We start from the raw sequence: 26,340 nt of genomic DNA, 5'->3' as shown, positions 1-26,340 counted from the left end.
GGAACGGAAAGCGACGGTTGTCAGGGGTTCCCCATTTATTCTCCAACCAGAAAGGGACTATCACAGAAAATCAGTTTTCACTGACTTTCTGGACAGCCCCTTTTTGTCGTATTCGTATTCATCAAAAAGGTCCTCTATTTATGAGAAGAATGTGATTAGGAGATTCCTCCGTGTGATAAAGGTGCACATAAACAGGACAGGTAAAAATTTCCTTTCCTGTTTTTCTAATGAAAACAAAAGAATGAAAGATAAAAGGTTGATCGCTCAAACATGCGTGATCAAGCCAAGATGGAATCTTACAGTTTATGTGAGGTTAGTAAGTTGTTCAGTATATAGTTGGCACTTTTCATTCCACCATGGGAGAGAGGTAAATTTGTAAAACTGTTTGTGGGACAAGTGCGTTCATCGGAAAATAGAAATATTCTATATGCGCCTAAAAAGGGAGTTTTGGGAGTAGCATCCAAGCGCTTCTCCCTTTTTAAATTTTTTTGTCACGTGTGTACCTTGAGAAAGGAAGATTTCTCTACTTTCTATTAAATAGATCTATTAATGCCTCTTCAAGCTCTAAGAATTCAAACTGAAATCCCTCTCCCATCAACACGTTTGGCAACACTTTCTGCCCTTCAAGAACTAATTTGCTTTTTTGCCCTAAAGCCAACTTCATGGCGAACGAAGGGACGGGAAACCAATGTGGACGTTTTAACACCGATCCGATTGTTTTTCCGAATTCTTTCATCCGCAAAGGGGAGGGGGCTGTAACATTTATTGGCCCTTGCAACTGTTCATTGTGAAGCGCGAAGGAAATCGCTCGAACGATATCCGTGACATGGACCCATGAAACCCATTGTTGACCTGAGCCGACTGTCCCCCCGGCGAATAATTTATACGGCAGAGCCATCAATGGGAGTGCCCCGCCTTCTCTTCCAAGCACTACGCCAAATCTCATGAAAACTGTACGCGCACCGGATTTTTCTGCCTGTTTAGCTTTATGCACCCAGTCCAAAACCGTCTTGCCTAAAAAGTCATTCGGCATCGTCTTTGACTCTTCCGTATACACTTCGTCGAGTGATACAGGGTATATGCCGATTGCACTTGCGTTAATGAAGACGGAAGGTTTTTTGCGCAATGTAGAAATGATTCTAAGCAGTTCATCGGTTGCAATCATTCGGCTATCGTAGATTTTTCTTTGATGCTCTGGAGTCCATCTACCGTCATTTATTGAAACGCCAGCCAAGTTAATGACAGCATCGGCGTCTCTTATTTCATTTTCCGGAGCTGCCCCTTCTGTTAGCCATTCAACATACATCACCCCACTAAGTGGCGGCCTCTTTTTCCGTGTCAAGATAATGACTTCATGACCTTGCTTCATAAGAAGGTCGGTTAGTTTATTTCCAATAAAACCCGAACCGCCGGCAATGATGATTTTCATTTGAACACCTCCTTGTTCATAGACTACTATGTTTTTCCGTATATTCAGTTTACCATGCACTTCATAGATAAAGTATGAATCTGCTGGAGGACTGTTATATTTACGATACAATGGACGTAATGGGCGATTCTATTTTCATTACTTGTGGAATAGATAAAGAATCAAGGAAGGAGTTTATCCAATGAAAATCGGGATTATCGGAACAGGCAATATTGCAACGCATTTATTGCAAAATATCAATCAAGCGAATGCTGTCGACGGTGAGATTATTGCATTGTTTGGAAGGAATGAAAAAGTCGGCAAGCAGCTGTCTGAGCGATATGGAGTCGAGTTTTATTCAGACTTTCAAGCGTTTGTACATACGCCGTTGGACGTTGTCGTAGAGGCAGCGACTGTTGAAGCAGCAGAGATGTATATGAAGGAAGTATTGGAAAGCAAGAAAGATATGATTCTAAGCAGTATTGGTGTTTTTAAGGATGACGAATTTTTGATGGAAATGAAAGAGATTGCTCAAACAAACGCTCAAACCATTTCTCTTCCTTCAGGTGCGATCGGGGGATTGGATCTTTTGCAATCAGCAAATTCGTTAGGTGGACTTCGTGAAGTCCGCATTACGACGAGGAAGTCGCCGCAGTCGTTGGGCTTGGAGGCAGTCAAGGCGGAGGAGTTGCTGTTTGATGGTTCCGCGAGGAAAGCGATTGACCGTTTTCCGAAAAACATCAATGTCGCTCTTTTGCTTTCCATTGCAGGAATCGGTGCTGATCAGACGCGCGTACAAATTATCGCCGACCCAGCTATTGAGCAAAACACACATACGATCGAAGCGAGCGGTGATTTTGGCAAGATGACAATGAAAATCGAAAATCATCCGATGCCGGGCAACCCGAAAACAAGCTATTTGGCGGCATTGAGCATTATTGCTGCTTTGAAAAATAGAGGAAATGCATTGGTCGTTGGGTAGTTGGTAAAAGGAAAATGAAACAGCGAACCAATACGTTTGCTATAATCTAACGGTTATGTTGTTGAGGAGAGAAACGCTAATTGCTACCAAATTAGTGTAAGAATTAAACAGAGTTTGAAAAAGAAAAACAAGTGAAAATGCACAGTGAATTTTCTGTGTATTTTTTACTTGTTCGATTTTCGTGATAAATATTAAATGTTACTTGTGCCAATCATGCCATTGAAATTTGTGCTCCAAACAGTACACTCGGAGGGGCGATAAAGCAATTCGTGCGTATTGTGTTCGTTGGTTGCTCACTATCTCTCCAGAGTCTCCACAAGTAAATCGTTGTATACTTCTCATTGCTTGGTAGCTATCGCAATGGTTTTCCAAAGACTATATGCCAATGTAAATGTTTGGAATCCTGATATTCACCCAAGTTCGTTAGTACTCTGCAAGCTCCGTATTCTTCCGTAACCTTAGCTGCAACCTGTTGAATTACCCCTAAAAGCTCAAGTAACAAGCCATTGTCAGTTGCTTCTAACGTGATAAGAGAGGGGATATGTTTCTTAGGAATTGCAACAATATGAACTGGGTAAAAAGGTTTTGTATGGTAATAAGCTAGTACATTTTCAGTCTCCATTACTTTATTGACTTTAGTTTTTCCACTTAATACTTCATCACAATAAAAGTCTTCAGTCATTGTATCCTCCTATGTAGCTTCAATTTCTCTAAAAATACTTAAGATGTACCCTGTTTGTTGAATGGCAAATTCACAGTTACTTGTAATCTATATTAACATAAAACTCCTCTACATCTTCGGAATTGTCAATTTTTTAACGATATTCAACTGCCCAATGATGCGCATTCCTCTCATTTACTAATTTCTACTCCTCTACAGAACCTGCTAAATTACATTCCTGCCTTCATTTTTTCTGTCATAAAAGAATCTTCAAATAATGGTATAATATGTGTATGATAGGTATATAGAGTTGATCCAATACAAAGCTTTGGATGTGATCGACTATAGAGCAAGACAGCTATATTGGTAGGTTAGGACGTATACATAAAACTTATTTGTCGAAAAGAGAAGGAGCAACAATATGTCGAATATGAATAAGACGGTCATTCGAACGATGGAACTTTTATATTTATTTACAGACCATGCCGAGTTGACTTTTCAAGAAATCGTGGAATTGTCCGGTATGCCGAAAAGTTCTGTGTATCGGATGTTATTGTCCTTGGAGGAAATGAAATTTTTAGAGAAAAAGGAAGATGCAAAATATCGGTTAGGCACGATTTTTTTAACGTTTGGCCGTCTCGTTTCGAGCCGGATGAATATACGGCAAATTGCGGAACCGATCATGCGCCAACTGCACAGTGAAGAACACCAAGCGGTCAATTTAGCAATTTTAGAGGGAGATGAAGCAGTATATATCGAGAAAATCGATGAGTTCCAAAAGGTTAAACTGTATACATCTGTTGGCCGTAGAAGTCCATTATACGGCGGTGCATGTGCCAGGGCGGTCTTGTCTTTCCAATCCGATCAATTTATCGAACAATATTTGGAGCGTGTTGAACTAAAAGCGTATACGAACAATACGATTACAGATCGGCAACAATTGCTTGCATCGATTGAAGAGGCGAGAGAAAAAGGATATACGATTAGCAAATCTGAATTGGAAAATCATACAGCATCACTCGCTGCACCTATTTATAATAGTGATGGAAAAGTGATCGGTTCCTTAAGTGTGGCAGGCATTGAAATCGAGTTTTCCGATAATGCAATTGAACATTTAAGCAAAAAGGTTAAAATAGCTGCTCACAAGATTTCAGAAGAGATCGGATATGAAAAGAAATAATCGCTTGATTCATGACAAAGCATGGATAGGTGTTATCAAAAAAGTACTTGAGCCTTAGACAACTATAGCTCAAGTACTTTTTTGTTTTAAAGGGTATTCGCCATTTATTTTAAATCGCTGAATCCTTCAATCATGGACGAATATAAATTAGAGGTGAAGTCACCTTTTTGAAATTCCTCGAACTGAAGGGCATATTGTAAAAAGTCTTTTGTTGTTGGAATCCCTTCTATTTTCATTTCGTTCAATGCCCGTCTCATTTTTTGAATGGCATCGTTGCGATCTGAGCCGCGAACAATTACTTTTGCAATCATCGAATCGTAATAGGGCGGTATCGTATATCCAGTATAAATGGCGCTGTCCACTCTTACATGCGGCCCTGCAGGCAAATGCGCGAAAGAGATTGTACCGGGATTCGGCATGAAATTTTGGAGAGGGTCCTCCGCATTGATCCGGCATTCGATCGCCCATCCTGTCCATTGAATCTCTTCCTGTTTGAAAGGAAGCGGTTCGCCGTTTGCAATGCGAAATTGCAATTCTACTAGGTCCACGCCAGTCACTTCTTCAGTAATCGTATGTTCCACTTGGATTCTTGTATTCATTTCCATGAAGTAAAATTCTTTTTTTATGGAATCATAAATAAACTCAACTGTACCGACACCGACATAATGAACGGCTTTTGCGGCCCGAACGGCAGCCTTTCCTAATTCATCTCTTAACTGATCGTCGATGACAGAGGAGGGAGCTTCTTCAATCAGTTTTTGCATTCTACGCTGAGTTGTACAGTCCCGTTCACCTAAGTGAACGGTATTGCCATATTGATCGGCAGCAATTTGGACTTCAATATGACGAAACTGTTCGATGTATTTTTCAATGTAGACACCGCTATTGGCAAAAACTGACGAAGCTTCATTTTGGGCTGATTTGAACTGATCTACTAGTTGGTCTTTCTCATAAACGAGGCGAATGCCTTTTCCTCCACCGCCTGCGGTCGCTTTAATAATGAGCGGATAGCCAATTTGTTCGGCAATTTCGATTGCTTCATCCAATGTGGTTGTTAATCCATCAGAACCTAACACGACTGGCACATTTGAATTTTTCATAATTTGTTTCGCTTCATCTTTAACACCCATTGAACGAATGGCAGCTGAAGAAGGACCAATGAACTTAATGCCGACTTGCTCGCATATGAGGGCAAATTGATCGTTTTCGGATAGAAACCCATAGCCTGGATGGATTGCATCGCAATTCGTTTGTAAGGCAAGATGAACGATTACATCTTGCCGTAAATAACTTTCTTGGGAAGAGGCAGGGCCTAAGCAATAGGCTTCATCGCTCAATTGGACATGCAATGCATCTCGATCTGCTTCAGAATAGATAGCGACCGTTTTGATGTTTAAATCCTGGCAAGTCCGTATGATGCGGACGGCTATTTCACCTCGGTTGGCAATGAGTACTTTTTTAATCATTCAGATCACTTGCCTTCATTCGAATGACAACATCCCCGAACTGCACAAGATCTCCATGGTTACACAGAATTTCTGTAATTTCACCGTCTGCGGGTGCATGGACTTCATTTAATAATTTCATCGCTTCAATTAAAAACAGAACTTCTCCTTTTTTTACTTTTTGACCGATGTGAATAGCTGATTTTTCTTCGTCATTGCTCTGTAAGTAAAGTGTTCCTAAGAAAGGGGCTTTACACTCTAAATCTGTATCGCTTTCAACTATTGCTCCCGCCGCAGGTTCAACAAGATCGGTGTTGAACGGGTTGACTGCTTCTTCCTTTGGCGCTGCTGGAGCATAGGAATAGGTTCCGTGATCTTTATTGAACTGAATGACAAATCCATCCTTCTCGAAAGTGCCGGAACGCAGTGAACTATTATCAATGATTGTTACTATTTTTTGAATGGCTTGTATTTCTTCTTCGGTAAACATAAAAATCCTCCTCATATTTGCTTCAGCTTATATGCAATCGCTTGCTTGATTTGTTGAAAAGCTTTGTACTGTTTTAAAAGTGCTTGTTCAGCTTGTTCTACGTCTATATATCGGAATTGGATTTGGTCGGTTGGTTTCATTTGAGCTAAAACTGAAAAGTCAGCTGACATCACTTGGCCAATCTTAGGATAGCCCCCGGTCGTTTGGCGATCGGCTAGTAGAATCATTGGCATACCGCTCGGTGGCACTTGTATTGTGCCAAAAGCGATTGCCTCCGATAATAACTCTCGTTGATTGGAAAGCTGTAAAGGCTTTTTGCTTTGTAAATGGCAGCCCATTCGATCCGCATGGTTTGAAACGGTGAAGATAGCGTTTTCAAAATAGGAAATGCTTTCTTCATCAAATAAATAATGTTGCCCTGTCGGTATCACATGGAGGGTGTTTTGTTTCCGAAAACAGCAAAAGTCCCCAAAATTCACTGACCACTCCAAATGTTGTTTTCGTTCATGAAGCTTTGAAAACAATTGGTGCTGCCATTCATTCATTGGCAGTAGCGCAACCGTATCTCCGCTTTTTAATGGCCTTCCATAGTACCCGCCAATTTTTGCTTTTTCATATGTACTTTTACTATTCAAAACGATCGGTATGTCGAAACCGCCTGCGCAAACTACGTAACTTCTTACCCCGGATAGAGCTCCTTGGAATTGAAGCTGATCTCCCGCTTTTACACTGAAAGGCCGCCACATAGGAGCAGTTTTTCCATTAAGTAAAGGGGATGCATCAGCACCGGTTATCGCAACTAATCGATCTGACTCGAACTGTATGGTTGTTAAGCCGTACGTAATTTCAATTCCGGCTTCGTCTTGTTCATTTCCGACTAGTAAATTGCCAATTTTTAATGCGTTGCGATCCATCGCGCCGCTTACAATCATCCCGTATTGCTGAAAACCCCATCGGCCATTATCTTGTATGGAGGAATATACTCCGCTATTGAGTAATGTAATCATACTTCTTCCCCTCCAGTTCCATGAATTCCTCTTTTGTAATCGGATAGAATTTCAATTTATCTCCAGCAATCAATAAAGAGGGTGGATGCATATGTGGTTGAAATAAAGATAATGGAGTTCTACCAATGATTTGCCATCCGCCAGGTGTTTCAATTGGATAGACACCAGTTTGAATTCCTGCGATGCCTACAGATCCAGCGGGAATCGCAGGTGCAGGCGTTGTTTTTCTTGGAGTCGCAATTCTTTGGTCCATACCGCCTAAGAAAGGAAATCCGGGAGCGAACCCTAACATATGGACTGTATAAATCGTTTCACTATGAAGCTCTATCACTTTTTCGATTGAAAGGTTGTGAAATTTTGCTACGTAAGTCAAATCAGGTCCATATTCTTCGTCATAACAAACTGGGATAGCAACTACATCACGTTCAGTTGCCTTTATTTCCCCTATATTTTTGAGCATACTTTCGATTGTGTTTATAAAGGTTTGCTGCATTTGTGTTGTTTTGTATTCTTCTGCAATTTTAATTGGATCATAGAAAATGGTTAGATTGTTGTACCCCGGAATTGCTTCCACATAGCCAATTGGCTGATTTCTATCAAGCTCCGCAATTATCGTTTGGCTGTAATGCAAATAATCCTCTCGTATATCTTCTCCGTATGAAATGTAAATCGCGTGATCATGAAAAGGTTTAATCGAATACTCCACGATACACCCTCCTTTTGTTCCGAATTACGGGAATTAGGTTTTATTAAATGGTATTCCTATTATTCAATATTCTGCAAAGAAATACAAGTGAGTCGTAAAAAATATATTTGAAATCAACAAATAGTGTGATAGAATGTTTTTTATAACTTGAAACAATAGTTTTGAAATTCGGGAATAGATGTTGAGGTGATTGTTTGGGAGCGGTTGATATTAACTGTGATTTCGGCGAGGACTTTGGAATTTATAAAATAAAAGATTACTCCGAACTGTTGCAGTATGTAGACAGTGTCAATATAGCTTGCGGTTTTCATGCTAGTGATCCGAGCAATATGCGAAAAGCTGTAGAAGCTTCAATCGAGTACGGAGTGAATGTTGGAGCCCATCCAGGGTATCCAGATATCGTCGGTTTTGGTCGCCGTAATATGGAGTTCACGAAAGACGAAATTTACGATATTGTTCTTTATCAAATCGGTGCTTTAGATGCTTTTTTAAAAAAGTTTGGTAAACGTTTACATCACGTGAAGCCGCATGGTGCACTTTACAATCGGGCAGCTGTTTGCGAAAAAACATCTGAAGCAATTGCAGATGCTGTACGTGACTATTCCAATGAGTTGATTTTATATGCTCTTGCGAACAGTGTTACCGTCCAAGTTGCACAGAAGAAAGGGTTAACAGTGTGGTCTGAGGCTTTTGTAGATCGTACATACGAACAAGATGGCCAGCTGACTCCCAGAAAAATCGTGAACAGCGTAATTAGCGATCCACATTTCGCAGCAGCACAATTTCAACAAATCGTTAATGAATCAACCGTGACAACTAGACAGCAAACTACATATTCGATTGCAGCCGATACATTTTGCATTCACGGAGATAACGATGCGGCAGTCGAGATTTTGCGATCCATTCGAAAAGAGCATAGAAGTTTACGTTAAAGGAAGTGAGAATATGGCTGAGCAGGCAATATTGCAAATAGACGAGTTAAAAGTCGGTGTAGTCGACGGCAAGAAAAAAACCCCTATTGTCAATGGCGTTTCTTTCGAATTGAAAGAGGGGGAAACGTTAGGCATTGTTGGAGAGTCTGGATGCGGAAAAAGTATGACGTCACTTTCGCTAATGGGGCTTCTTCCGAAAGGAATAGATTACTTAGATGGTCATATTCATTTAGGAGCTTTAAACCTTGAAAATTTCTCGAAAAAGGATTGGCGGGACGTACGCGGGAAAAAAATGTCGATGATTTTCCAAGAGCCGATGAGTTCGTTAAATCCGGTCTATACGATTCGTAAACAAGTACGCGAAATGATTTTTAGCCATGAAAAAATAAGTCGAGAGGAAGCGGATGCACGGACTTTGGAAATGCTAAAGCTTGTAGGCATACCGCGTCCGGATGAAGTAATGGATAATTATCCTCACCAATTATCCGGAGGAATGAGGCAACGGGTCATGATTGCCCTCGCTTTAGTGAACGACCCGAAAATACTGATAGCAGATGAACCGACAACAGCGCTAGATGTAACGATCCAAGCCCAAATTTTAGAACTTATGAAATCGCTTCAAAAAAGACTTCAAATGTCGATCATTTTAATTACGCATGATTTGGGGGTCGTTGCAGAAATTTGCGACCGTGTTGTCGTCATGTATGCCGGAGAAATTATTGAAGAAGCTACGACAAAGAATTTGTTTGATGAACCTCTTCACCCTTATACGAAAGGGCTTCTTGCGTCTTTGCCTTCGATCCACGAGGAAAAAGAATATTTATCGAGCATACCGGGAACTGTTCCGGCGCCCGGAAGTATTGTCAAGGGGTGCCGTTTTAAAGAACGTTGTCCATTCGCGCATGACCGTTGTTCTGAAGATCCGCAAATGGTTCCTCACTCGAATGGAAGCAAAGTAAGGTGCTGGTTGTATGGAGAGGAGGAAGTACATTGACGAATGCTCCTTTATTAGAAGTAAAACAGCTGACAAAATACTTTCCTCAGCTTGGAGGAATAACCGGGAAAAAGGTTCTGAATGAGGTAAAAGCCGTCGATGGTGTTTCTTTCACGGTGAACCGCGGTGAGACTTTAGGTATTGTCGGTGAATCAGGCTGCGGCAAAAGTACAATGGGGCGGACAATTTTAAAGCTGCTTCAACCGACATCCGGCGAGATTATTTTTGAGGGGAATAATATTACGAATCTCTCTCAGAAAGATATGATGAAATACCGGAAAGAGATGCAAATCATTTTTCAAGATCCTTTTGCGTCTTTAAATCCGAGGATGAAAATATATCAAATTATCGAAGAGCCGTTAATCAACTTCGGAGTAAAAGATAAAGAGCAGCGCAAGCAAAGAGTATATGAGGTTGCGGAGCAAGTTGGTTTAACGAAAGCTCAGTTGCATCGATTGCCCCATGAATTTTCCGGCGGGCAGCGACAGCGGATTGGCATTGCAAGGGCGTTAATCTCAAAACCGAAGTTTATAATCGCTGATGAACCTGTATCGGCGTTGGATGTATCGATTCAATCACAGGTTTTGAATTTAATGCGTGATTTGCAGAAGGAATATGATTTAACGTATTTATTCATTTCCCACGATTTAAGCGTTGTGAAACATTTCTGTGATCGCATCGGGGTGATGTACTTAGGTAAGATGGTCGAGCTGACGGATAAGCATAGTCTTTATAATAAAGCTCTTCATCCATATGCCCAATCGCTCCTTTCAAGCTTGCCGAAATCCCATCCGGATGAGAAAAAAGAGAGAATTGTGCTGACGGGAGACGTACCGAGTCCATCCAATCCTCCAAGCGGCTGTACATTCCATCCGAGATGTTTTGCATGTATGGAAGTTTGTAAGAGTAAGGAGCCAACATTTATTGAGGTGGAAAACGGGCATTATACTTCATGCCATTTGTATCACTCAGTAGATCAAAATATTAATAGTGTGGAAAAGGAGAGTGTCACCAATGTATAAGAAAAAAAGTTTATTCATGTTGCTGATCGCTGTAATGATCGTGCTATCGGCATGTTCTGGCGGAAAATCGAGTTCAGATGGGGATTCCAAAACGCCTGCAGATCCAAGTAAAAATCCTGCAGCTGAAAGAGGCAACAGCATTGTAGTAGGTGTTCCAACCGACCCGCAAAGTTGGGACCCGATTGACACATTTTTATTGGACTGGAGCTCTGTCGCTTCATCTATTTTTGAAGGCTTAGTAGATCGCGATTTGAATTTGGAATTGCAGCCAGGCTTAGCCGAGTCTTGGGAATACGAAGATGATTTGACTTTGCGTTTTACATTACGTGAAGGTGTTACATTTCATAATGGAGAACCATTTAACGCGGATGCAGTTAAATTCACGTTTGACCGACTCTTAGGAGAAGAGGGAGCAAAAGGGCCTCAACAGGCAAACTATACATCGATTGACTCGGTTGAAGTTGTAAACGACTATGAAGTCATTTTTCATTTGAATACTCCTGACCCAGTGTTGTTAACAAAACTATCCGGTTATGGAGCGGTAATTGTGCCACCTAAATATGTACAAGAAAATACCGATGAATTTTTCAATGATCATCCTGTAGGGACAGGCCCTTTTAAAATGGTTGAATACAAAAGGGACCAATATGCAAAATTGGAGAAAAACGAAAACTATTGGAAAGAAGGACTTCCGAAATTAGACGGAGTTACATTCCGATTTATACCGGAAGCTTCCACACGGTTAGCAGAATTGCAAACTGGAAAAATCGATATTATGAAGCGTGTCGAAATTTCACAAGCACAAACTGTAAAAGATGCTCCATACATTAAATTGGAGGAAGTCGGAACGCCGACTGTATTCTCCCTTCGATTTGATCCTGGGCATGGTATCGTTGACGATAAATTAGTTCGACAAGCATTAAACTATGCTGTCGATAAAGAAGCAATCATCGATGAAATTTTGGATGGCTATGCAAATCCGATCAGCACGTACCAAAGTGACCTTTCATTTGGTAATAACCCGAACTTGGAGCCATATCCATACGATCCGGAAAAGGCTAAGGAATTGTTAGCTGAAGCGGGTGTGCCTGAAGGAACAGAATTGGAAGTTTACATTCCGGGAAATGACGGAAATTTCAAGGAAATCTCTCAAATCATTGCATACTATTTTGATGAAGTTGGCATTAAGCTGAACATCAATAACGCAGATCCAACAACCTTAACTTCAGAATTGATCCCAAGCGGAAAAGCAGGGCATATGTATCGTCAAGGCTGGGGTGGATGGACATTGGACTTTGATAATACCGCTTATTTAATGTACGCAGAGGGCGAGCATTGGAATCCATCGTTTAGTGATCCGAAAGTTGAAGAATTGCTAAAAGCGGAACGTTCAACTGTCGACCAAGACGAGAGGGAACAAATTTTCATGGAGCTAACGGAAGTGCTGTATGATCTTGCACCGGAAATCAACCTATATCAAGAGGTAGGTCTATATGGCGTCAATGAAAGATTAGTTGACTTCCAGCCTCCACATGAAGATCGCATCCGTTTAGAAGAAGTATCTGTGAAGTAATTTGGAAAAAGAGATAGTGTGCGTTCAACATACTGTCTCTTTCTTCACATTTTAAAGGGGGAATCACCATGTTTTCATACATACTACGCAGATTGCTTCATATGGTATTCGTCGTCTTTTTTATATCGTTATTAGTCTTTTTCTCAATTCGTTTAACCGGAAATCCTGCGGCAGTTATGTTTGGCGCTGGTGAACCTACAGCTGAAGCGATTGAAGCGTTAAATGAAAAATTAGGTCTCAATGAACCTCTATATGTTCAATATGGGCTGTTTTTGAAAGGTATGCTGACGTTTGATTTTGGAGAATCGTTCAGAAACGGAGCGAAAGTTTCCTCATTGATTTTTGAAAGAGCGGGGGCAACTTTGGCTTTAGCGGTTGGTGGATTGGCAGTAGCAGTACTGATTGCCTTTCCGATCGGCATTTTATCTGCCGTATATCGCGGGAAGTTTTTCGATTTCTTTGGTAGAGTTTTTTCACTAGTCGGGATATCGTTTCCAAACTTTTGGCTTGGAATTATGTTTATCCTCATTTTCTCAGTAACACTTCAATGGCTTCCTGCATCGGGCTTTGAAGGATTTTCTTCACTCATATTACCGTCCGTAACGTTAGGTTTAATATTGTCGGGGATATTGGCTCGGCTCATCCGTTCTTCCATGCTGGAAGTGCTAAATCAGCAATATATATCGACTGCACGCTCCAAAGGGATTAAAGAATGGAAAGTTATAATTAAGCATGCTTTTCGAAATGCATTGCTTCCGACCATTACCTTTTTAGGTTTGCAATTAGGGGGATTATTAGGCGGAACCGTCATTATTGAACAAGTTTTTGCTTGGCCCGGCATCGGAAGGCTGATCGTTGATGCGATTAACCAGCGGGACTATCCTGTCATCCAAGGCGGAGTTATTTTCTTGGCGATGATTATGGTGCTTGTTAACTTGATTGTCGATCTTAGTTATTCATTTATTGATCCAAGGATCAAAGCAGGAAAGGCAGGGGAGTAAAATGGAGCAAGTGATTGAGAAAAAGAAAGATTCCGCTTTCCAACGATCTTGGAAATTCATTAAGAAAAATCCTACGGGTGTTATCGGGATGATTTTGACGGCAATTACAATTTTGTCGGCAATTTTTGCATCTTGGATAAGCCCTTATGATTATACAGCAGCCAACTTGAAAGACCGTTTACTTCCACCTTCTTGGGCTGATCCACTTGGACAATCCGTCTATTTGTTAGGCTCCGATCAAGTTGGACGGGATTTGCTCAGCAGAATTATTCACGGGGCACAAATTTCGCTTATGGTAGGCTTTTTCGGAGTATTGATTGCGCTTATCATCGGAGTGTTCTTCGGCTTGATTTCCGGTTATTTTGGTAAATGGCTGGATGATTTCATTATGAGAGTAGCGGACATTCAATTGGCATTCCCGTTTATTTTGCTTGCGATCATTGTAATGAGTGTCATTGGAACTGGAATGTGGAAAATTATCATTATATTAGGAATAACGTATTGGGTTGGCTTTGCCCGTCTCATTCGAGGCCAGGTCATTTCATTGAAAGAACAGGAGTATATTCAAGCAGCAAAAGCGATTGGCGGCAGCAACTTCACGATTATCCGAAAACATATTTTGCCCAATGTCATGTCTTCGATTTTAGTGTTGGGGACGATGTATATTGCCGAATTTATTTTATTGGAAGCCTCGCTTACGTTTTTAGGATTGGGCGTCGATCCGACGATTCCATCTTGGGGAGGCATGTTGGCAGATAGCCGAAACTATACAACAACTGCATGGTGGACTGCTGTTTTCCCTGGCGTTGCGATTATGCTAACCGTATTGGGATTCAACTTATTAGGTGATTGGTTGAGAGACCGTTTCGATCCAAATTTGAAAATGTAGGTGATCATGATGAATGAACTCATACAAAAAATATGGTCTACAGATGGAGTTCTGTTAGATAAAAATAACGACGGTATCATTGACGGAGTCTCTCTTTTCATTAATTTTGAGGAGGATTATTTCCCTCCAGCGTTATTTGATGTTTTCGCAAGAATTGGATATGAAACAACAGCTTTAAGTTTCAATTTTTTTGATAGAAACAATCAGCGATTTCATTTGAATTGGGAAAAAAGTGAACGAACTCAACTTGAAATGAAAGATTCCAAAATTACGATTTATTATAAGACAGAAGAAGAGTTGAATCATCTATTGTCGACAATTGCGAGCGAAGGACTGTCCTATCGTGAAGAAGCTGTCGTACCTGAAATTGAGAGTATAGAGGATATTTGGACTTTCGCTGGGTTTGGGAATCATTTTGAAGCATCCCCCTATCGTGAAATGAGTGTCGGTTACCATTTAGATCATCATTTACCGATAGAGGTCGGAAAAGCATTTTGTGAATTAATCGCTCGTGCTTCTTTGCTGTCTACACAATTCATACTACCGTGGCGCGATCGAGAAAAAGCGATCGTGAAAATTACGATGAAAGAGCAAGAGCAATTGGCTCTTCAACTTGTAGAGAAAAATCATCTTTCCTTTCAAGGGAAATTAAGTGAAATCCCAGAAATCGTAAAAACAGTAAGCCGTGCGAAGCATTGGAGCGAAGGCGGCAATTTTGGTTACTGGGAAAAAGAATTGAAGCGGCTTCCTTTCAAAGATGACCTCATGCTTGAATTTGAATGGCAGGACGAAAGTGAAGAAGAGAAAATCGATGCTGTGTTGAGGCGGTATAAAGATCAAATCGCTGAAGCGCGTATTTTCATTTCAAAGGATTTACAAAAACGAACTGAACTAGCGGAAGCTTGGAAAAGAAAGGTTCATACGGATCAAGTAGAAGTGTTCTCATCTTTTAAAACAGCATACCATTGGATAGAAGAAGTGATCATTCCACAATATCGCAACGAAGCTTTTGATAAGGTGATTATTTCGGCAGTAGAGGATAATTTGCCGAATGGGCTGGAACTAAACATTCGTTGGATTCAAGAAGTGTATCCGATCGATTTATTGGTAGAAAGAGAATGGGGTATTGCGCATGAAAACGTCATGTTTGACTGTGTGCCAAACCAAGAGTCTACATATATTGTCTATGGTGAAAAGGATGGTGCCCGCTCCGAGCTTGGAAGGCTACACGTACCGGTAAAGCGTATCGATTACGTTAATGGAAAGAACTATGCATATCCATCGACAACTGCTGTTGAACTGTTGTTGAAGGATGGAGAGCGAATTACTGAGCTGATTGATAGCTCAAGAGCGTCATTTTATGAGTTTTATTTAAAGGAAATATTGCCAGCCGTTAAAGAACAAGTAAAAGATTATGAACAGGGCCAAGGGCATATCGTTCCATTTTTTGACCGGATCGAAATAGACGTCTGGATGAATGAAAGCGAAAGAAAGTTAGGCATTGATGAGGAAAGAGTTTCTTCATTAGAAGCATTGCATGAAGATTTATATTTTAATACACTCGATTATTTTGCGCATTGGGGAGAGGAAGTCGAAGGAAAGCCTTTTTACGCCCCTGGTGGAGTGTACCCTTTCATGCATTTGACGGAAGAAGACAAACCGAGGGCGAAAGTGAAGGTTTTCCGTTACTCCAACGATACCTTGCCTGAAGTCGTAACGGATACACTTTATTTTAACGCATCTTTTGAGATGGATAATATTTCGGCGATGAAAGACGGCGTTCGATTGCAGCATCCGGTCCATTCATTCGAAATTAAAAAAGAGCATCCTCACCATGAAGTGGAGGACTTCTTACAAAGAAGGCCGTATAAAGTGGTCGTACCCGATGAATCATTCCGTCACGAACAAATTCCGGTCATTGAATGTTATTTGCCTACGGAAGAGGAATATGAAGCAAGCTTAAAAATGACGCTTCATAAGCCTACGATTATTATTGAAGCGGGTCATCACTCGAATGAAGTTTCGAGTACCTATGCAGTGATGCAATTAATCGATCAATTCACATCTGAACAATTGAAAAAGATCAATATTGTCGTCATTCCGTTAGCGAATGTGGATGGCTACATGCTGCTGAAACGTTTAATGAGTGAGCATCCGGAATGGAAACATCATGCAGCACGTTTCAATGCGGTCGGATTAGAGTATTCCTATGTCAGATTCAGCAAATCCGTTTTCGGGGAAGGCAATATTATGCCTGAGCTGCTGCGCAAATGGGCGCCAGACGTTATTATCGACGATCATGGCATACCATCTCATGAATGGGTGCAACCATTTGCCGGATATAATAGCCCGCCGCGTTTTCCAGTATCCTATTTTTTACCGAGTGCCAAAATGTACGGAATTTGCAGAGTGCCTCAAAACGTAGAAAGACAACTGCATGTAGATAATTTCAATGCAGTAGTAAATGTCGTTAGTGATGAAATTGGGAAAACGTCAATTTCCGAGATGAATGATTATTGGCGGGAACGCTTTAAAAAGTACGGAAATGATTGGTTGCCTGAAGTTTTCTTACTTGAAGAAGCTGAGCATTTAAATTTTTATTTCGATCAAATTGAGGCGGATCCGACTAGTTATTATAGCATTGGACGTTATCCAAACTGGATTGCCGCAGATATTATTACCGAAGCAGCTGATGAAATCGTGTACGATGAAGTATTAGCATCATGTGTCGAAGCACAGATGGTATTTAACTCGGCAGTTATCGAACAGCTAGCTCAATCCGAGATTGTATATGCAAGCGAAACGGAAAGATTTCGTGAACGGCCAATTCGTTTAGTTAACAAATTAACAGAAGGGAATGCCTAAAATGAAAGTATTATTAACGGGCTTTGTGCCTTTTTTGGACAACCCGATCAATCCGACAGAAGAAGTAGTAAAATCCATTGTTTCGAGCGGCATAGATGGTTTGGAAATTGTTCCTGAAATTTTACCTGTTCATTTCAAGGAATCAGAGTCTGCTTTAATAGAAGCAATTGATCGTGTAAATCCAGATGTCGTCATCATGTTAGGCTTAGCTGCCGGACGCTCAAAGATAACACCTGAACGAATTGCCATTAACATGAAAGACGGAGAGCCCGATAATGACGGGTATGCGCCGACAGATGAACCGATTGATGTCGATGGTCCCGACGGAATTTTTGCTACAGTGCCAGTAAGGGAAATGGTGAACCGGATGATAGAAGTTGGATTGCCGGCAGCTATTTCCAATACAGCAGGCACCTATTTATGCAATAATATAATGTACGCAGCTTTGCATAAAGCGCAAAAACAGGGCGGAAAATTCCGCGCCGGATTTATCCACATCCCTGCTTCTCATGAATTGGCATTGATCAATAAACGACTGCCAAGCTGGTCTTTAGACGATTTAGTGAAAGGTGTGCGGGTTTGTTTGGAGACGCTTTGATGTTGAAGCTCGATATTCGTTTTAAAGGACGAGAATCATCTCTATTTTAGACACTATGCTCTTAGAGAAGGGCATGGTGTTTTTTATTGTTATTGAAGAAAATTGAAGTGTACTTAATGAATAAACTTTATCGTTAACGATTATATACCAAGCATTAGGTAGAAGAGACATGTAAAGTAATTCACCAGATGTGTATCATAAAAGGTACAAATAGAAAGATCCTATTTTTAATTAAACAAGGTTTTTTTCTTCATATGTACCCACATCTACTCTTTAACTTGTACTAACTATTTGTACATACTTGAATTTCGTTTCTTTCGCTATAAGTGGCAAGGAGCATAGGGCAACGTATCGGATATATTGAATCACATCTCATCAAACAGCAAGGTGGTCAATGAATCAATTACCGGAATGCCTGCTTGTGTCTGAGGAATCAGTAACGAGGGTAGAACAGACAGCTGCTTCTACCCAAGATATCAGCAGCTCAATGGGAAAAGATCATAGTAAGCTCGAACTTGTTAGCCAGCTTTTCTGAATGGAGGATACGAAAATTTAAGATGTAAGAACATCAAACACGACAACTACGATTCCGAAAAATATCAAGCCTCTATTTACTGTTGTATTTGTGATCTATTTTAGTATAATCTATCATAAGAACGATGTTCCGTATTACAGAACCATAGGAGGACTCGAATGAAAAATGAGGTTATCACGGTCCAATCAGTAGATCGTGCATTGATTATATTGGAAATATTGCAAGGAGAGCCGGATGGTTTAGGAGTTACCGAGTTGTCTACTGAATTAAAAGTATCGAAAAGCACGGCTCATCGCTTATTGATGTCGTTGTTGAAAAAGGGTTTTGTACAACAGGACCCAGAAAATCAAAAGTATCGGTTAGGGCTGAAGTTGATCGAATTTGGACAAACAGTATCAAATAATATTGACATTCGCAAGGTGGCATCGAGTCATCTACGACGTTTGGCTGAAAAAACTGGGGAAACGGCTCATTTGGTTATTCAGGAAAGAAGCGAAATTGTTTATATTGATAAAATCGAAAGCTCCGCAACGATACGCATGTTTTCGAATATTGGGAAGAGAGCCCCTATGCATTGCACAGGTGTCGGCAAAGCAATCCTTGCTTTTTTACCACAACAAGAAATACTTGATATCGTTGAGGATAAGGGATTGGAAAAATTCACCCATAAGACGATTATTAATATTGAAACACTATTACTCCATTTAGAAGAGATTCGAAATAATGGATATTCGATCGATGATGAAGAACATGAATTGGGTATCAAGTGCGCGGCTGCTCCTATCTTTAACTCTAAAGGAGAGGTCGTTGCAGGCATCAGTGTAGCGGGACCGATCATGAGAGTAACAGAGGATAAGTTGAGTGCTATGGCTATGGAAGTTTTGCAAACATCCCAAGAAATTTCTAAATTGTTAGGTGGAAAGGTATCCTAATCGCAAAATTCGAATTGACATTGTTTTCGGTTTCGAATTATAATTAGAATATGCATAATTATTGAAACGTCGTTCCTTATTGAGGAACGACTAATAAATGCAACATTAATGAAACTGTGTTCCTCAATGAGGAACAAAAGGGGTGAGGATTTGAAATCAATCTTAAACAGAATTTCCGAGGAGAAGATTGTAGCTATTATTCGTGCTGAATCGACGGAAAACTTGATCCCTACTGTCGATAGCCTATACAAGGGTGGAATTCGTGTAGTTGAAGTGACGATGAATACGCCAGGTGCGATAAAAGGTATCGAAAGTTTGAAAGCGCTTTACCCAGATTTGCTCATAGGAGCAGGTACTGTTTTGGATTCCGAAACGGCTGTACTTGCAATAATGGCAGGTGCAAGTTTCTTGTTGGCTCCTACAGTGAATCAAAAGACTATTGAAGCAGCCAATCGGTATGATGTGCCTTTGATACCTGGAGTGTTCACACCTACAGAGGCACTATCTGCATATGAGGCTGGAGCTAAAATGGTTAAAATATTTCCGATTCGTAGTCTCGGTCCATCATTTCTCAAAGATCTAAAAGGGCCGTTGCCATTTATCCAAACAATGGCGGTAGGCGGAATTTCTTTGGAAAATGCAAAGGACTATTTAGAGGCGGGTGCTATGTCACTTGGGATTGGAAGTTCGCTCGTTGATGATGGAATAGTCCAAACAGGAAATTATGAAGAAATTGAAAAGCGGGCATCCCGATTTGTAGAAATAGCCAATAATGCACGTACAACAAGATGAAAAACTGAAATGCGGTGATGAAATGTTTGCCATACTTATTGACTCAGGTACTACTAATTCAAGAATTAGATTAATCGATAGCGAAACAAATCAAATTACCGATAGTGAGAAAGTGCGTATTGGTGTTAGAAATACTGCTATAGATGGTCACAATGGAGAATTGAAAAGCCATCTTCATAAGGGCTTGGGAAGATTGCTCGAAAGAAATTGCCTAACGGCTTTCGATGTGGAGTATATCGTAGCATCCGGTATGATTACGTCTAACTTAGGACTTTATGAAGTTCCTCATATTATTGCTCCTGCTGGAGTGGATGATTTTGTGGAAAGCTCTAAAGTTGTTAGTTTGAAAGAGTTTTACGAAATTCCCTGCGTTTTTGTTCCAGGAATGAGTAATGGAGTATCGGATTGTATTCGTCCAATCGATGCGATTAATCAATTCGATGTGATGAGAGGGGAAGAAGTAGAATCTATTGGGTTGTTAAAACAAATGGATTTACATGGTAAAGGAATTATAGTCTTGCCAGGCTCCCACACAAAGTTTGTTATTGTGGATCATGACCGAACATTGATTTCTTGTCTTTCTACCTTAGGTGGAGAAACACTAATGGCCATGCAAAAAGAAACGATACTATCCGACTCACTCAGTCCGAACTTAGTTCAGGAAATAGATGAAGCAATGCTATTAAAAGGTTTTGAGGCGGCTAAAAGCTATGGACTTACAAGGAGCTTTTATCACATCCGATTACTTCAACTTTTCGAGAACTTAACAGAGAATGAAAGAGCCAACTATTTTGTTGGATCAGTCATTTATAATGATATCCAATCGCTTTTTGGCAGTATTGAAGCGATAGAGGATTTTGATTGGATAGTAATTGGTGGGACAAATCCTTTAAAGCGATCATTTGCATACTTGCTGAATCAAATGAGAGAAAAATGGAAAGTGATTGAGGCTAATGACCTGCAAGTCGAAAATTCACTTGTCATCGGAGCTCAGGAAATTGCGAATAAGATGAATCGAGACAGATTTGTAAACAGAAAAGAGAAAAAATAACTCAAGGGAGAATATGTGATGAAAAAGTTTATGAAATACGTTGGGTTAGCGATTATTTCTGCTTTAATTTTATCATTGGCCGCGTGTGGAAGTGATAAATCTAGTGAATCAAGTTCTAAAGGAAGTTCAGATTTTCCAAACAAAGCAATTACATTAATTTCACCTACTTCAGCAGGCGGGGGAACTGATGCTGCAGCTAGAGCATTAGCGGCAGATGTTGAAAAGCATTTGGGACAACCGGTCGGTGTAGTTAATAAGCCTGGTGGAAGCGGTTCAGTTGGCATGACGGAAGGCGCGAATGCGAAGCCTGATGGTTACACAGTCACAATGGTTATTGCAGAGTTGACAATGTTAGAGCATATGGGAGTCTCTTCGCTAAATCAAGATCAAATGAAAGCAGTAGCGATGATTAACTTAGATCCTGCTGCATTAACAGTTCCAGCGGATGCACCTTATGATACATTGGATGGGTTCATTGACTATGCGAAAGCTCACCCAGGTGAACTAAAAGTCGGTAATGCTGGTTCTGGATCCATATGGCATGTAGCAGCTGAAAGCTTGGCAAAGAATGCAGATATCGAATTGAATCACGTTCCTTTTGAAGGTGCTGCACCAGCTGTAACTGCTTTAGTTGGAGGACATATCGACGCAGTTACGGTTAGTCCAGCAGAGGTAAAAACACAGTTGGATGCAGGGAATCTTAAAACCCTTGCGGTAATGTCCGATAAAAGATCGGATATTATCCCGGATGTCCCTACGTTTGCAGAAGCGGGTCTTGAAAGCGAAACAATTGCTACATGGAGAGGTATTACAGTACCTAAAGATACTCCTAATGAAATTGTTTCGATTCTTGAGGATGCTTTCTTGAAAGCTGCTGAGGAAGAGAACTTCAAAAAGTTTATGAGCAGCAATGGTCTTGGAATCGAGTTAAAGGATTCGAAAGAATTTACTTCTTTTATGGATGAAAACTATGATTACTATAAAGGAATGTTCGCAGAGTTAGGTTTAAGCGGTAAATAAAGATTGGGATTTTCCCAATCTTTATTTTTTCAACATTGGTATAAGTGAGGGGTGTAACCGATGAAAATTCCGCATATTACAAGTGGAATCATTTCGATACTAATAGGCGGGTTCTTTTATTTTTTGACTTTAGACTTTCCGGACAGAAATACGATGGAAGTTGGAGCTGCATTTTTGCCGAGAATCTATTGTGGATTGCTAATCATTTTCGGGTTGATCTTATTCATTCAAGGGATCCTTGATAAAGAAAAATCAGAGAAACAGTGGATGACGATAGGATATGCTTTGATTTCAATGGTAATAGTTTTAGCTTATATATTGGCAATGCCTTTTATTGGCTTTTATATTTCGACTGCTTTAGTAATTTTTGGACTTTTATTTTTTTCAAAAGTTCGGCGCGTTGCTACATTAATCAGCGTTCCGTTAGGAGCAGTTCTATTCGTATATATCGTTTTCGAATTGCTATTAAAGGTTTCGATTCCTTTGGGGTCGTTATTCTTATAGACCGGGGGTGACAGAGAATGAATTTGTTTTTGGAAGGGCTCATTAATGTATTTCAATGGGATGTTCTACTATTCTTGGCTTTTGGAACATTATTAGGGATTGTTATAGGCTCCTTGCCTGGATTGACGTCAACAATGGGGGTTGCTCTTATGCTTCCACTAACATTTGGAATGGATGCAGTAACGGGGATTCTGTTGTTGATAGGTGTCTATTTCGGTTCCGTATATGGGGGCTCATTGACCGCCATTTTGATTAATACACCGGGAACTCCTGCTTCCGCAGCTACTGTAATGGATGGATATCCACTTACACAAAAAGGGAAAGCTCATAAAGCATTGACGGTATCAACACTTTCCTGTGCAATTGGTGGGCTGATCAGTGTAATTGTTCTTATTTTAGTTGCACCTCAGTTAGCAAGCTTTGCTTTAAAATTTAGCGCGCCCGAGTCATTTGCTTTAGCATTGTTTGGATTATCAATAGTATCCAGTATTGCAGGTAAATCGATTGTCAAAGGATTGATGGCTGGTACATTAGGATTGTTAATAGCAACGATTGGTTTGGATCCAATCGGGGGCTTTCCACGATTTACATTTGGAATGCCTGAATTGTCTACAGGCATCGGTTTTATTCCAATTATGATCGGACTATTTGCAACTTCGGAAGCATTTAAGTCGATGGAAGATATATTTAAAGAAAAAAAGGTTTCAGTCACACTTGATAAAGTGAAGTTAAAATGGCATGAATTTAAAGGGTTGATTGGTACAATTTTGCGTTCTTCTGGAATTGGGACATTTACTGGAATGATTCCGGGAGCTGGGGCTGATATTGCAGCTTTTGTTGCATATAACGAAGCGAAGCGTTTTGCAAAGCATAAAGATGAATTTGGAAAAGGTGATCTTCGTGGAGTAGCAGCGCCTGAAGCGGCAGGGAACAGTGTTACAGGAGGCGCCATGATTCCTTTATTAACACTTGGTATTCCCGGAGATGCAGTAACAGCCGTATTGTTAGGTGCATTAATGGTTCAAGGGCTTCAACCAGGCCCTATGTTATTTGAATCAAATGGCCCTATCGTCTATACATTGTTTGTCGGCATGCTGTTGGCTAATATTTTATTATTAGTATTCGGATTATTGGGGATACGTTTCTTCACAAAGGTTCTGCATATTCCTAAAACCATTTTGACGCCGCTTATCTTAATGCTATGTGTAGTTGGAGCTTATTCTCTTGGAAATAACTATTTTGATGTTGTAGTTATGTTCGTTGCTGGTGTAGTTGGATACTTCTTTAAGCGATTCGAAATTCCTGCATCACCAGTTATTTTAGGTTTGATTTTGGGACCGATGATGGAAAGTAATCTACGAAGAGCTTTGGTCATGTCGCAAGGTGATTTAAGTATCTTCTATACAAGACCTATAACTGTTGTTCTATTAACAATCGCAGTCATCACATTGTTTACACCATTTTTCACGAAGAAACTAATGAAAAAAACGCATAAGGGGGCGACGGAATGAAAATCACTTCATATGAATTATTTCAAGTACCTCCAAGATGGCTTTTTTTGAAAATAGAAACTGATGAAGGCATCATTGGCTGGGGAGAACCAATCGTAGAGGGAAGAGCACATACAGTGAAGGCATGTGTTGAAGAACTGATGGAATATATGATTGGCAAGGATCCAATGAGAATTGAAGATCATTGGAATATGTTATACCGTTCAGGTTTTTATCGGGGCGGGCCTATTCTTATGAGCGCCATTTCAGGTATTGATCAAGCACTGTGGGATATTAAAGGAAAGTATTATAACGCTCCTATTTATCAATTAATGGGAGGCGCTTGCCGTGATTCAATTAAAGTATATTCTTGGATAGGGGGAGATCGTCCCTCAGATGTTGGTGTTGCAGCAAAAGCAGTTGTAGAAGCAGGCTTCAGCGCCGTTAAAATGAATGGAACAGAAGAACTCCAATATATTGATACGTTTGAGAAAATTGATCAGACGCTTGAAAGGGTAGGTGCAGTGCGAGATGCTGTTGGAAATTATGTGGGTATTGGCATTGACTTTCATGGCCGAGTACATAAGCCAATGGCGAAAGTATTGGCAAAGGAATTGGAGCAATTCAGACCGATGTTCATAGAAGAACCGGTGTTATCTGAAAATGCTGAAGCGTTTCGGGAGATAGCAAATCATACTTCCATTCCTATAGCGACAGGTGAAAGAATGTTTTCCAGATGGGATTTTAAAAGCATTCTTCAAGAAGGCTATGTGGATATTGTTCAACCGGATTTATCCCATGCAGGAGGCATTACAGAAGTAAAGAAAATAGCATCAATGGCAGAAGCGTATGATGTAGCATTAGCTCCTCATTGTCCATTAGGACCGATTGCGCTTGCGGCATGTCTGCAAGTGGACGCGACTTCGCACAATGCTATTATTCAAGAGCAAAGCTTAGGCATTCACTACAACGAAGGCAGTGATCTGTTAGACTATATTAAAGACAAGTCGGTTTTCGAATATAAAAATGGCTATGTTGCCATACCGCAAGGGCCAGGTCTTGGGATTGAAATAGATGAGGATTATGTCAGAGAGAAAGCGAGGGTTGGACATAATTGGAAAAATCCAGTTTGGAGACATCAAGACGGCTGCATTGCTGAATGGTAAAGAAAAACCTTAGGAGGATGTACATGAAGCCTAAAGTATTTATTGCAAAGCCTATTCCACAAGAGGTGGAGGAGTTCATTGCCAAACATTGCGATTATAAAATATGGAGGGAAGTTGAGCCGATTCCTGAAGATATATTATTGAAAGAAATTGCGGATGTGGAGGGTCTAATGACTCCGAAAGGAATTATTACAGAAGACTTACTTAGCCATGCTCCTCATCTAAAGGTTGTAAGCAATATTGCTGTCGGTTATGACGGTTTCGATATTGAAGCGATGAAGAAAAGAAATGTGATCGGCACGCACACACCGTATGTACTTGACGAAGCGGTTGCGGATTTAGTGTTTGGTCTTATTTTATCGACCTCAAGAAGAATTGTAGAATTTGATCGCTATGTAAAAGATGGTGAATGGAACTTTAACTTAGATAGCCAAGAGTATTTCGGGAAAGATGTCCATCATGCGAAGTTGGGCATTATCGGTTTGGGGCGCATTGGTGAGAAAATTGTACGAAGGGCGAAATTGGGCTTTGAGATGGACGTGCTGTATTACAACCGATCGCGTAAGCGCGATTTGGAAGAAAAGTATGATGTCCAATACCGTAATATGAATGACTTGTTGAAGGAGTCTGATTTTGTCGTATTAATGTTGCCTTTAACAGAAGCGACGTATCATACAATGGGCAAAGAGCAATTTGCGTCCATGAAGCGTGATGCGATTTTCATTAACTGCTCAAGAGGGCAAGTAGTCGATGAAGCTGCTTTGATTGAAGCGTTGGAAAACAATGAAATCCGTGCGGCAGGTTTGGACGTATTTGAAATTGAACCAGTGCAGAAAGACAACCCATTGTTAAAGATGAAAAATGTCGTTACCTTGCCGCATATCGGCTCCTGTACAGAAAACACAAGATTCGATATGGCGATGAAAGCTGCAGAGAATTTAGTGGCTGCTGTCACAGGACAAGTTCCGCCGAATGTTGTGAAAGAACTGCAGTGAAAACGGTACATGCGCAAGCACGTAACAGTTTATTAACTACAATTGTATAGTCTGAAAACTATGAAGGGGCTGTCCAATAAGTCCCTAAAATAGAACAGGTGG

Annotated in this window: 24 protein-coding genes; 18 read left to right on the top strand and 6 right to left on the bottom strand. The window is 40.5% G+C overall.

Features of this window, described 5'->3' with window-relative positions:
* Positions 1-523 precede the first annotated feature (523 nt).
* Entirely contained in the window at positions 524-1,429 is a 906-nt protein-coding gene (locus ACFQ38_RS14145) for a TIGR01777 family oxidoreductase (protein ID WP_381481696.1), read from the bottom strand.
* A gap of 181 nt (positions 1,430-1,610) precedes the next feature.
* Here ACFQ38_RS14145 and nadX point away from each other — a divergent pair, with 181 nt between their 5' ends.
* Positions 1,611-2,390 (top strand): aspartate dehydrogenase, encoded by a 780-nt coding sequence (nadX, locus tag ACFQ38_RS14140; RefSeq protein ID WP_381481694.1) that lies wholly within the window; start codon positions 1,611-1,613, stop codon positions 2,388-2,390.
* Positions 2,391-2,742: 352 nt separating this feature from the next.
* Here nadX and ACFQ38_RS14135 read toward each other — a convergent pair whose 3' ends face one another.
* Complete coding sequence (locus ACFQ38_RS14135; protein ID WP_381481692.1) at positions 2,743-3,072, bottom strand: HIT domain-containing protein; 330 nt, start codon at positions 3,070-3,072, stop codon at positions 2,743-2,745.
* Between the two features lie 400 nt (positions 3,073-3,472).
* Here ACFQ38_RS14135 and ACFQ38_RS14130 point away from each other — a divergent pair, with 400 nt between their 5' ends.
* The gene (locus ACFQ38_RS14130) at positions 3,473-4,231 is read left to right on the top strand and encodes an IclR family transcriptional regulator (protein ID WP_381481690.1); all 759 of its coding nucleotides are present in this window, start codon (positions 3,473-3,475) and stop codon (positions 4,229-4,231) included.
* Between the two features lie 104 nt (positions 4,232-4,335).
* Here ACFQ38_RS14130 and accC read toward each other — a convergent pair whose 3' ends face one another.
* Genes accC through pxpB form a run of 4 tightly spaced genes read right to left on the bottom strand, consistent with a single transcriptional unit; the run spans position 4,336 to position 7,879 of the window.
* Entirely contained in the window at positions 4,336-5,697 is a 1,362-nt protein-coding gene (accC, locus tag ACFQ38_RS14125; protein ID WP_336824199.1) for an acetyl-CoA carboxylase biotin carboxylase subunit, read from the bottom strand.
* Positions 5,690-6,166, bottom strand: coding sequence for an acetyl-CoA carboxylase biotin carboxyl carrier protein (locus tag ACFQ38_RS14120; RefSeq protein WP_381481687.1), 477 nt, complete (start codon positions 6,164-6,166; stop codon positions 5,690-5,692). Before ACFQ38_RS14120 ends, accC begins: the two co-directional genes overlap by 8 nt.
* A gap of 11 nt (positions 6,167-6,177) precedes the next feature.
* On the bottom strand, positions 6,178-7,173 hold the full coding sequence (locus tag ACFQ38_RS14115; RefSeq protein ID WP_381481685.1) for a 5-oxoprolinase subunit C family protein: 996 nt from the start codon (positions 7,171-7,173) through the stop codon (positions 6,178-6,180).
* The gene (gene pxpB, locus ACFQ38_RS14110) at positions 7,154-7,879 is read right to left on the bottom strand and encodes a 5-oxoprolinase subunit PxpB (protein ID WP_381481683.1); all 726 of its coding nucleotides are present in this window, start codon (positions 7,877-7,879) and stop codon (positions 7,154-7,156) included. Before pxpB ends, ACFQ38_RS14115 begins: the two co-directional genes overlap by 20 nt.
* Positions 7,880-8,073: 194 nt before the next feature.
* Here pxpB and ACFQ38_RS14105 point away from each other — a divergent pair, with 194 nt between their 5' ends.
* The 16 genes from ACFQ38_RS14105 to ACFQ38_RS14030 all read left to right on the top strand — a co-directional run bounded on the left by ACFQ38_RS14105 (position 8,074) and on the right by ACFQ38_RS14030 (position 26,238).
* The gene (locus ACFQ38_RS14105; RefSeq protein ID WP_381481681.1) at positions 8,074-8,811 is read left to right on the top strand and encodes a 5-oxoprolinase subunit PxpA; all 738 of its coding nucleotides are present in this window, start codon (positions 8,074-8,076) and stop codon (positions 8,809-8,811) included.
* Between the two features lie 13 nt (positions 8,812-8,824).
* A complete protein-coding gene (locus ACFQ38_RS14100; protein WP_336824194.1) occupies positions 8,825-9,805 on the top strand; it encodes an ABC transporter ATP-binding protein in 981 nt (326 codons plus the stop codon).
* A complete protein-coding gene (locus tag ACFQ38_RS14095; RefSeq protein ID WP_381481679.1) occupies positions 9,802-10,827 on the top strand; it encodes an ABC transporter ATP-binding protein in 1,026 nt (341 codons plus the stop codon). The genes ACFQ38_RS14100 and ACFQ38_RS14095 overlap by 4 nt, the downstream gene beginning before the upstream one ends.
* The gene (locus tag ACFQ38_RS14090) at positions 10,820-12,400 is read left to right on the top strand and encodes an ABC transporter substrate-binding protein (RefSeq protein WP_336824192.1); all 1,581 of its coding nucleotides are present in this window, start codon (positions 10,820-10,822) and stop codon (positions 12,398-12,400) included. The genes ACFQ38_RS14095 and ACFQ38_RS14090 overlap by 8 nt, the downstream gene beginning before the upstream one ends.
* 68 nt (positions 12,401-12,468) lie before the next feature.
* The gene (gene nikB / locus ACFQ38_RS14085) at positions 12,469-13,401 is read left to right on the top strand and encodes a nickel ABC transporter permease (RefSeq protein ID WP_336824191.1); all 933 of its coding nucleotides are present in this window, start codon (positions 12,469-12,471) and stop codon (positions 13,399-13,401) included.
* A gap of 1 nt (position 13,402) precedes the next feature.
* Positions 13,403-14,290, top strand: coding sequence for an ABC transporter permease (locus tag ACFQ38_RS14080; RefSeq protein ID WP_381481676.1), 888 nt, complete (start codon positions 13,403-13,405; stop codon positions 14,288-14,290).
* A 9-nt stretch (positions 14,291-14,299) separates the two neighbouring features.
* Positions 14,300-17,155, top strand: coding sequence for a M14 family metallopeptidase (locus ACFQ38_RS14075; protein WP_381481673.1), 2,856 nt, complete (start codon positions 14,300-14,302; stop codon positions 17,153-17,155).
* Position 17,156: 1 nt separating this feature from the next.
* Positions 17,157-17,753, top strand: a complete 597-nt coding sequence (pcp, locus tag ACFQ38_RS14070; RefSeq protein WP_381481670.1) for a pyroglutamyl-peptidase I — start codon at positions 17,157-17,159, stop codon at positions 17,751-17,753.
* 693 nt (positions 17,754-18,446) lie between these two features.
* Positions 18,447-19,220, top strand: coding sequence for an IclR family transcriptional regulator (locus ACFQ38_RS14065; RefSeq protein WP_336824187.1), 774 nt, complete (start codon positions 18,447-18,449; stop codon positions 19,218-19,220).
* Between the two features lie 150 nt (positions 19,221-19,370).
* The gene (locus tag ACFQ38_RS14060; RefSeq protein WP_336824186.1) at positions 19,371-20,012 is read left to right on the top strand and encodes a bifunctional 4-hydroxy-2-oxoglutarate aldolase/2-dehydro-3-deoxy-phosphogluconate aldolase; all 642 of its coding nucleotides are present in this window, start codon (positions 19,371-19,373) and stop codon (positions 20,010-20,012) included.
* Positions 19,993-21,063: a 2-dehydro-3-deoxygalactonokinase gene (locus tag ACFQ38_RS14055; RefSeq protein ID WP_381481666.1), complete on the top strand. Its 1,071-nt coding sequence runs from the start codon at positions 19,993-19,995 to the stop codon at positions 21,061-21,063. Before ACFQ38_RS14060 ends, ACFQ38_RS14055 begins: the two co-directional genes overlap by 20 nt.
* Positions 21,064-21,081: 18 nt before the next feature.
* Entirely contained in the window at positions 21,082-22,083 is a 1,002-nt protein-coding gene (locus tag ACFQ38_RS14050) for a tripartite tricarboxylate transporter substrate binding protein (RefSeq protein WP_381481664.1), read from the top strand.
* Between the two features lie 60 nt (positions 22,084-22,143).
* Positions 22,144-22,587, top strand: coding sequence for a tripartite tricarboxylate transporter TctB family protein (locus tag ACFQ38_RS14045; protein ID WP_336824183.1), 444 nt, complete (start codon positions 22,144-22,146; stop codon positions 22,585-22,587).
* A gap of 17 nt (positions 22,588-22,604) precedes the next feature.
* The gene (locus ACFQ38_RS14040) at positions 22,605-24,098 is read left to right on the top strand and encodes a tripartite tricarboxylate transporter permease (protein WP_336824182.1); all 1,494 of its coding nucleotides are present in this window, start codon (positions 22,605-22,607) and stop codon (positions 24,096-24,098) included.
* Positions 24,095-25,243, top strand: coding sequence for a galactonate dehydratase (gene dgoD / locus ACFQ38_RS14035; protein ID WP_381481661.1), 1,149 nt, complete (start codon positions 24,095-24,097; stop codon positions 25,241-25,243). Before ACFQ38_RS14040 ends, dgoD begins: the two co-directional genes overlap by 4 nt.
* A gap of 23 nt (positions 25,244-25,266) precedes the next feature.
* Complete coding sequence (locus tag ACFQ38_RS14030; RefSeq protein WP_381481658.1) at positions 25,267-26,238, top strand: 2-hydroxyacid dehydrogenase; 972 nt, start codon at positions 25,267-25,269, stop codon at positions 26,236-26,238.
* The last annotated feature ends 102 nt before the right edge of the window (positions 26,239-26,340 follow it).

This window comes from Sporosarcina contaminans, from assembly GCF_042679045.1.
Lineage (GTDB): Bacteria > Bacillota > Bacilli > Bacillales_A > Planococcaceae > Sporosarcina > Sporosarcina contaminans.
This window is presented reverse-complemented; position numbering and strand designations above follow the sequence as displayed.

Coding starts and splice junctions, on each gene's coding strand:
- ACFQ38_RS14145 (WP_381481696.1), bottom strand. CDS start 1,429: ATGAAAATCATCATTGCCGGCGGTTCGGGTTTTATTGGAAATAAACTA.
- nadX (WP_381481694.1), top strand. CDS start 1,611: ATGAAAATCGGGATTATCGGAACAGGCAATATTGCAACGCATTTATTG.
- ACFQ38_RS14135 (WP_381481692.1), bottom strand. CDS start 3,072: ATGACTGAAGACTTTTATTGTGATGAAGTATTAAGTGGAAAAACTAAA.
- ACFQ38_RS14130 (WP_381481690.1), top strand. CDS start 3,473: ATGTCGAATATGAATAAGACGGTCATTCGAACGATGGAACTTTTATAT.
- accC (WP_336824199.1), bottom strand. CDS start 5,697: ATGATTAAAAAAGTACTCATTGCCAACCGAGGTGAAATAGCCGTCCGC.
- ACFQ38_RS14120 (WP_381481687.1), bottom strand. CDS start 6,166: ATGTTTACCGAAGAAGAAATACAAGCCATTCAAAAAATAGTAACAATC.
- ACFQ38_RS14115 (WP_381481685.1), bottom strand. CDS start 7,173: ATGATTACATTACTCAATAGCGGAGTATATTCCTCCATACAAGATAAT.
- ACFQ38_RS14100 (WP_336824194.1), top strand. CDS start 8,825: ATGGCTGAGCAGGCAATATTGCAAATAGACGAGTTAAAAGTCGGTGTA.
- ACFQ38_RS14090 (WP_336824192.1), top strand. CDS start 10,820: ATGTATAAGAAAAAAAGTTTATTCATGTTGCTGATCGCTGTAATGATC.
- nikB (WP_336824191.1), top strand. CDS start 12,469: ATGTTTTCATACATACTACGCAGATTGCTTCATATGGTATTCGTCGTC.
- ACFQ38_RS14080 (WP_381481676.1), top strand. CDS start 13,403: ATGGAGCAAGTGATTGAGAAAAAGAAAGATTCCGCTTTCCAACGATCT.
- ACFQ38_RS14075 (WP_381481673.1), top strand. CDS start 14,300: ATGAATGAACTCATACAAAAAATATGGTCTACAGATGGAGTTCTGTTA.
- pcp (WP_381481670.1), top strand. CDS start 17,157: ATGAAAGTATTATTAACGGGCTTTGTGCCTTTTTTGGACAACCCGATC.
- ACFQ38_RS14065 (WP_336824187.1), top strand. CDS start 18,447: ATGAAAAATGAGGTTATCACGGTCCAATCAGTAGATCGTGCATTGATT.
- ACFQ38_RS14055 (WP_381481666.1), top strand. CDS start 19,993: ATGCACGTACAACAAGATGAAAAACTGAAATGCGGTGATGAAATGTTT.
- ACFQ38_RS14050 (WP_381481664.1), top strand. CDS start 21,082: ATGAAAAAGTTTATGAAATACGTTGGGTTAGCGATTATTTCTGCTTTA.
- ACFQ38_RS14045 (WP_336824183.1), top strand. CDS start 22,144: ATGAAAATTCCGCATATTACAAGTGGAATCATTTCGATACTAATAGGC.
- ACFQ38_RS14040 (WP_336824182.1), top strand. CDS start 22,605: ATGAATTTGTTTTTGGAAGGGCTCATTAATGTATTTCAATGGGATGTT.
- dgoD (WP_381481661.1), top strand. CDS start 24,095: ATGAAAATCACTTCATATGAATTATTTCAAGTACCTCCAAGATGGCTT.
- ACFQ38_RS14030 (WP_381481658.1), top strand. CDS start 25,267: ATGAAGCCTAAAGTATTTATTGCAAAGCCTATTCCACAAGAGGTGGAG.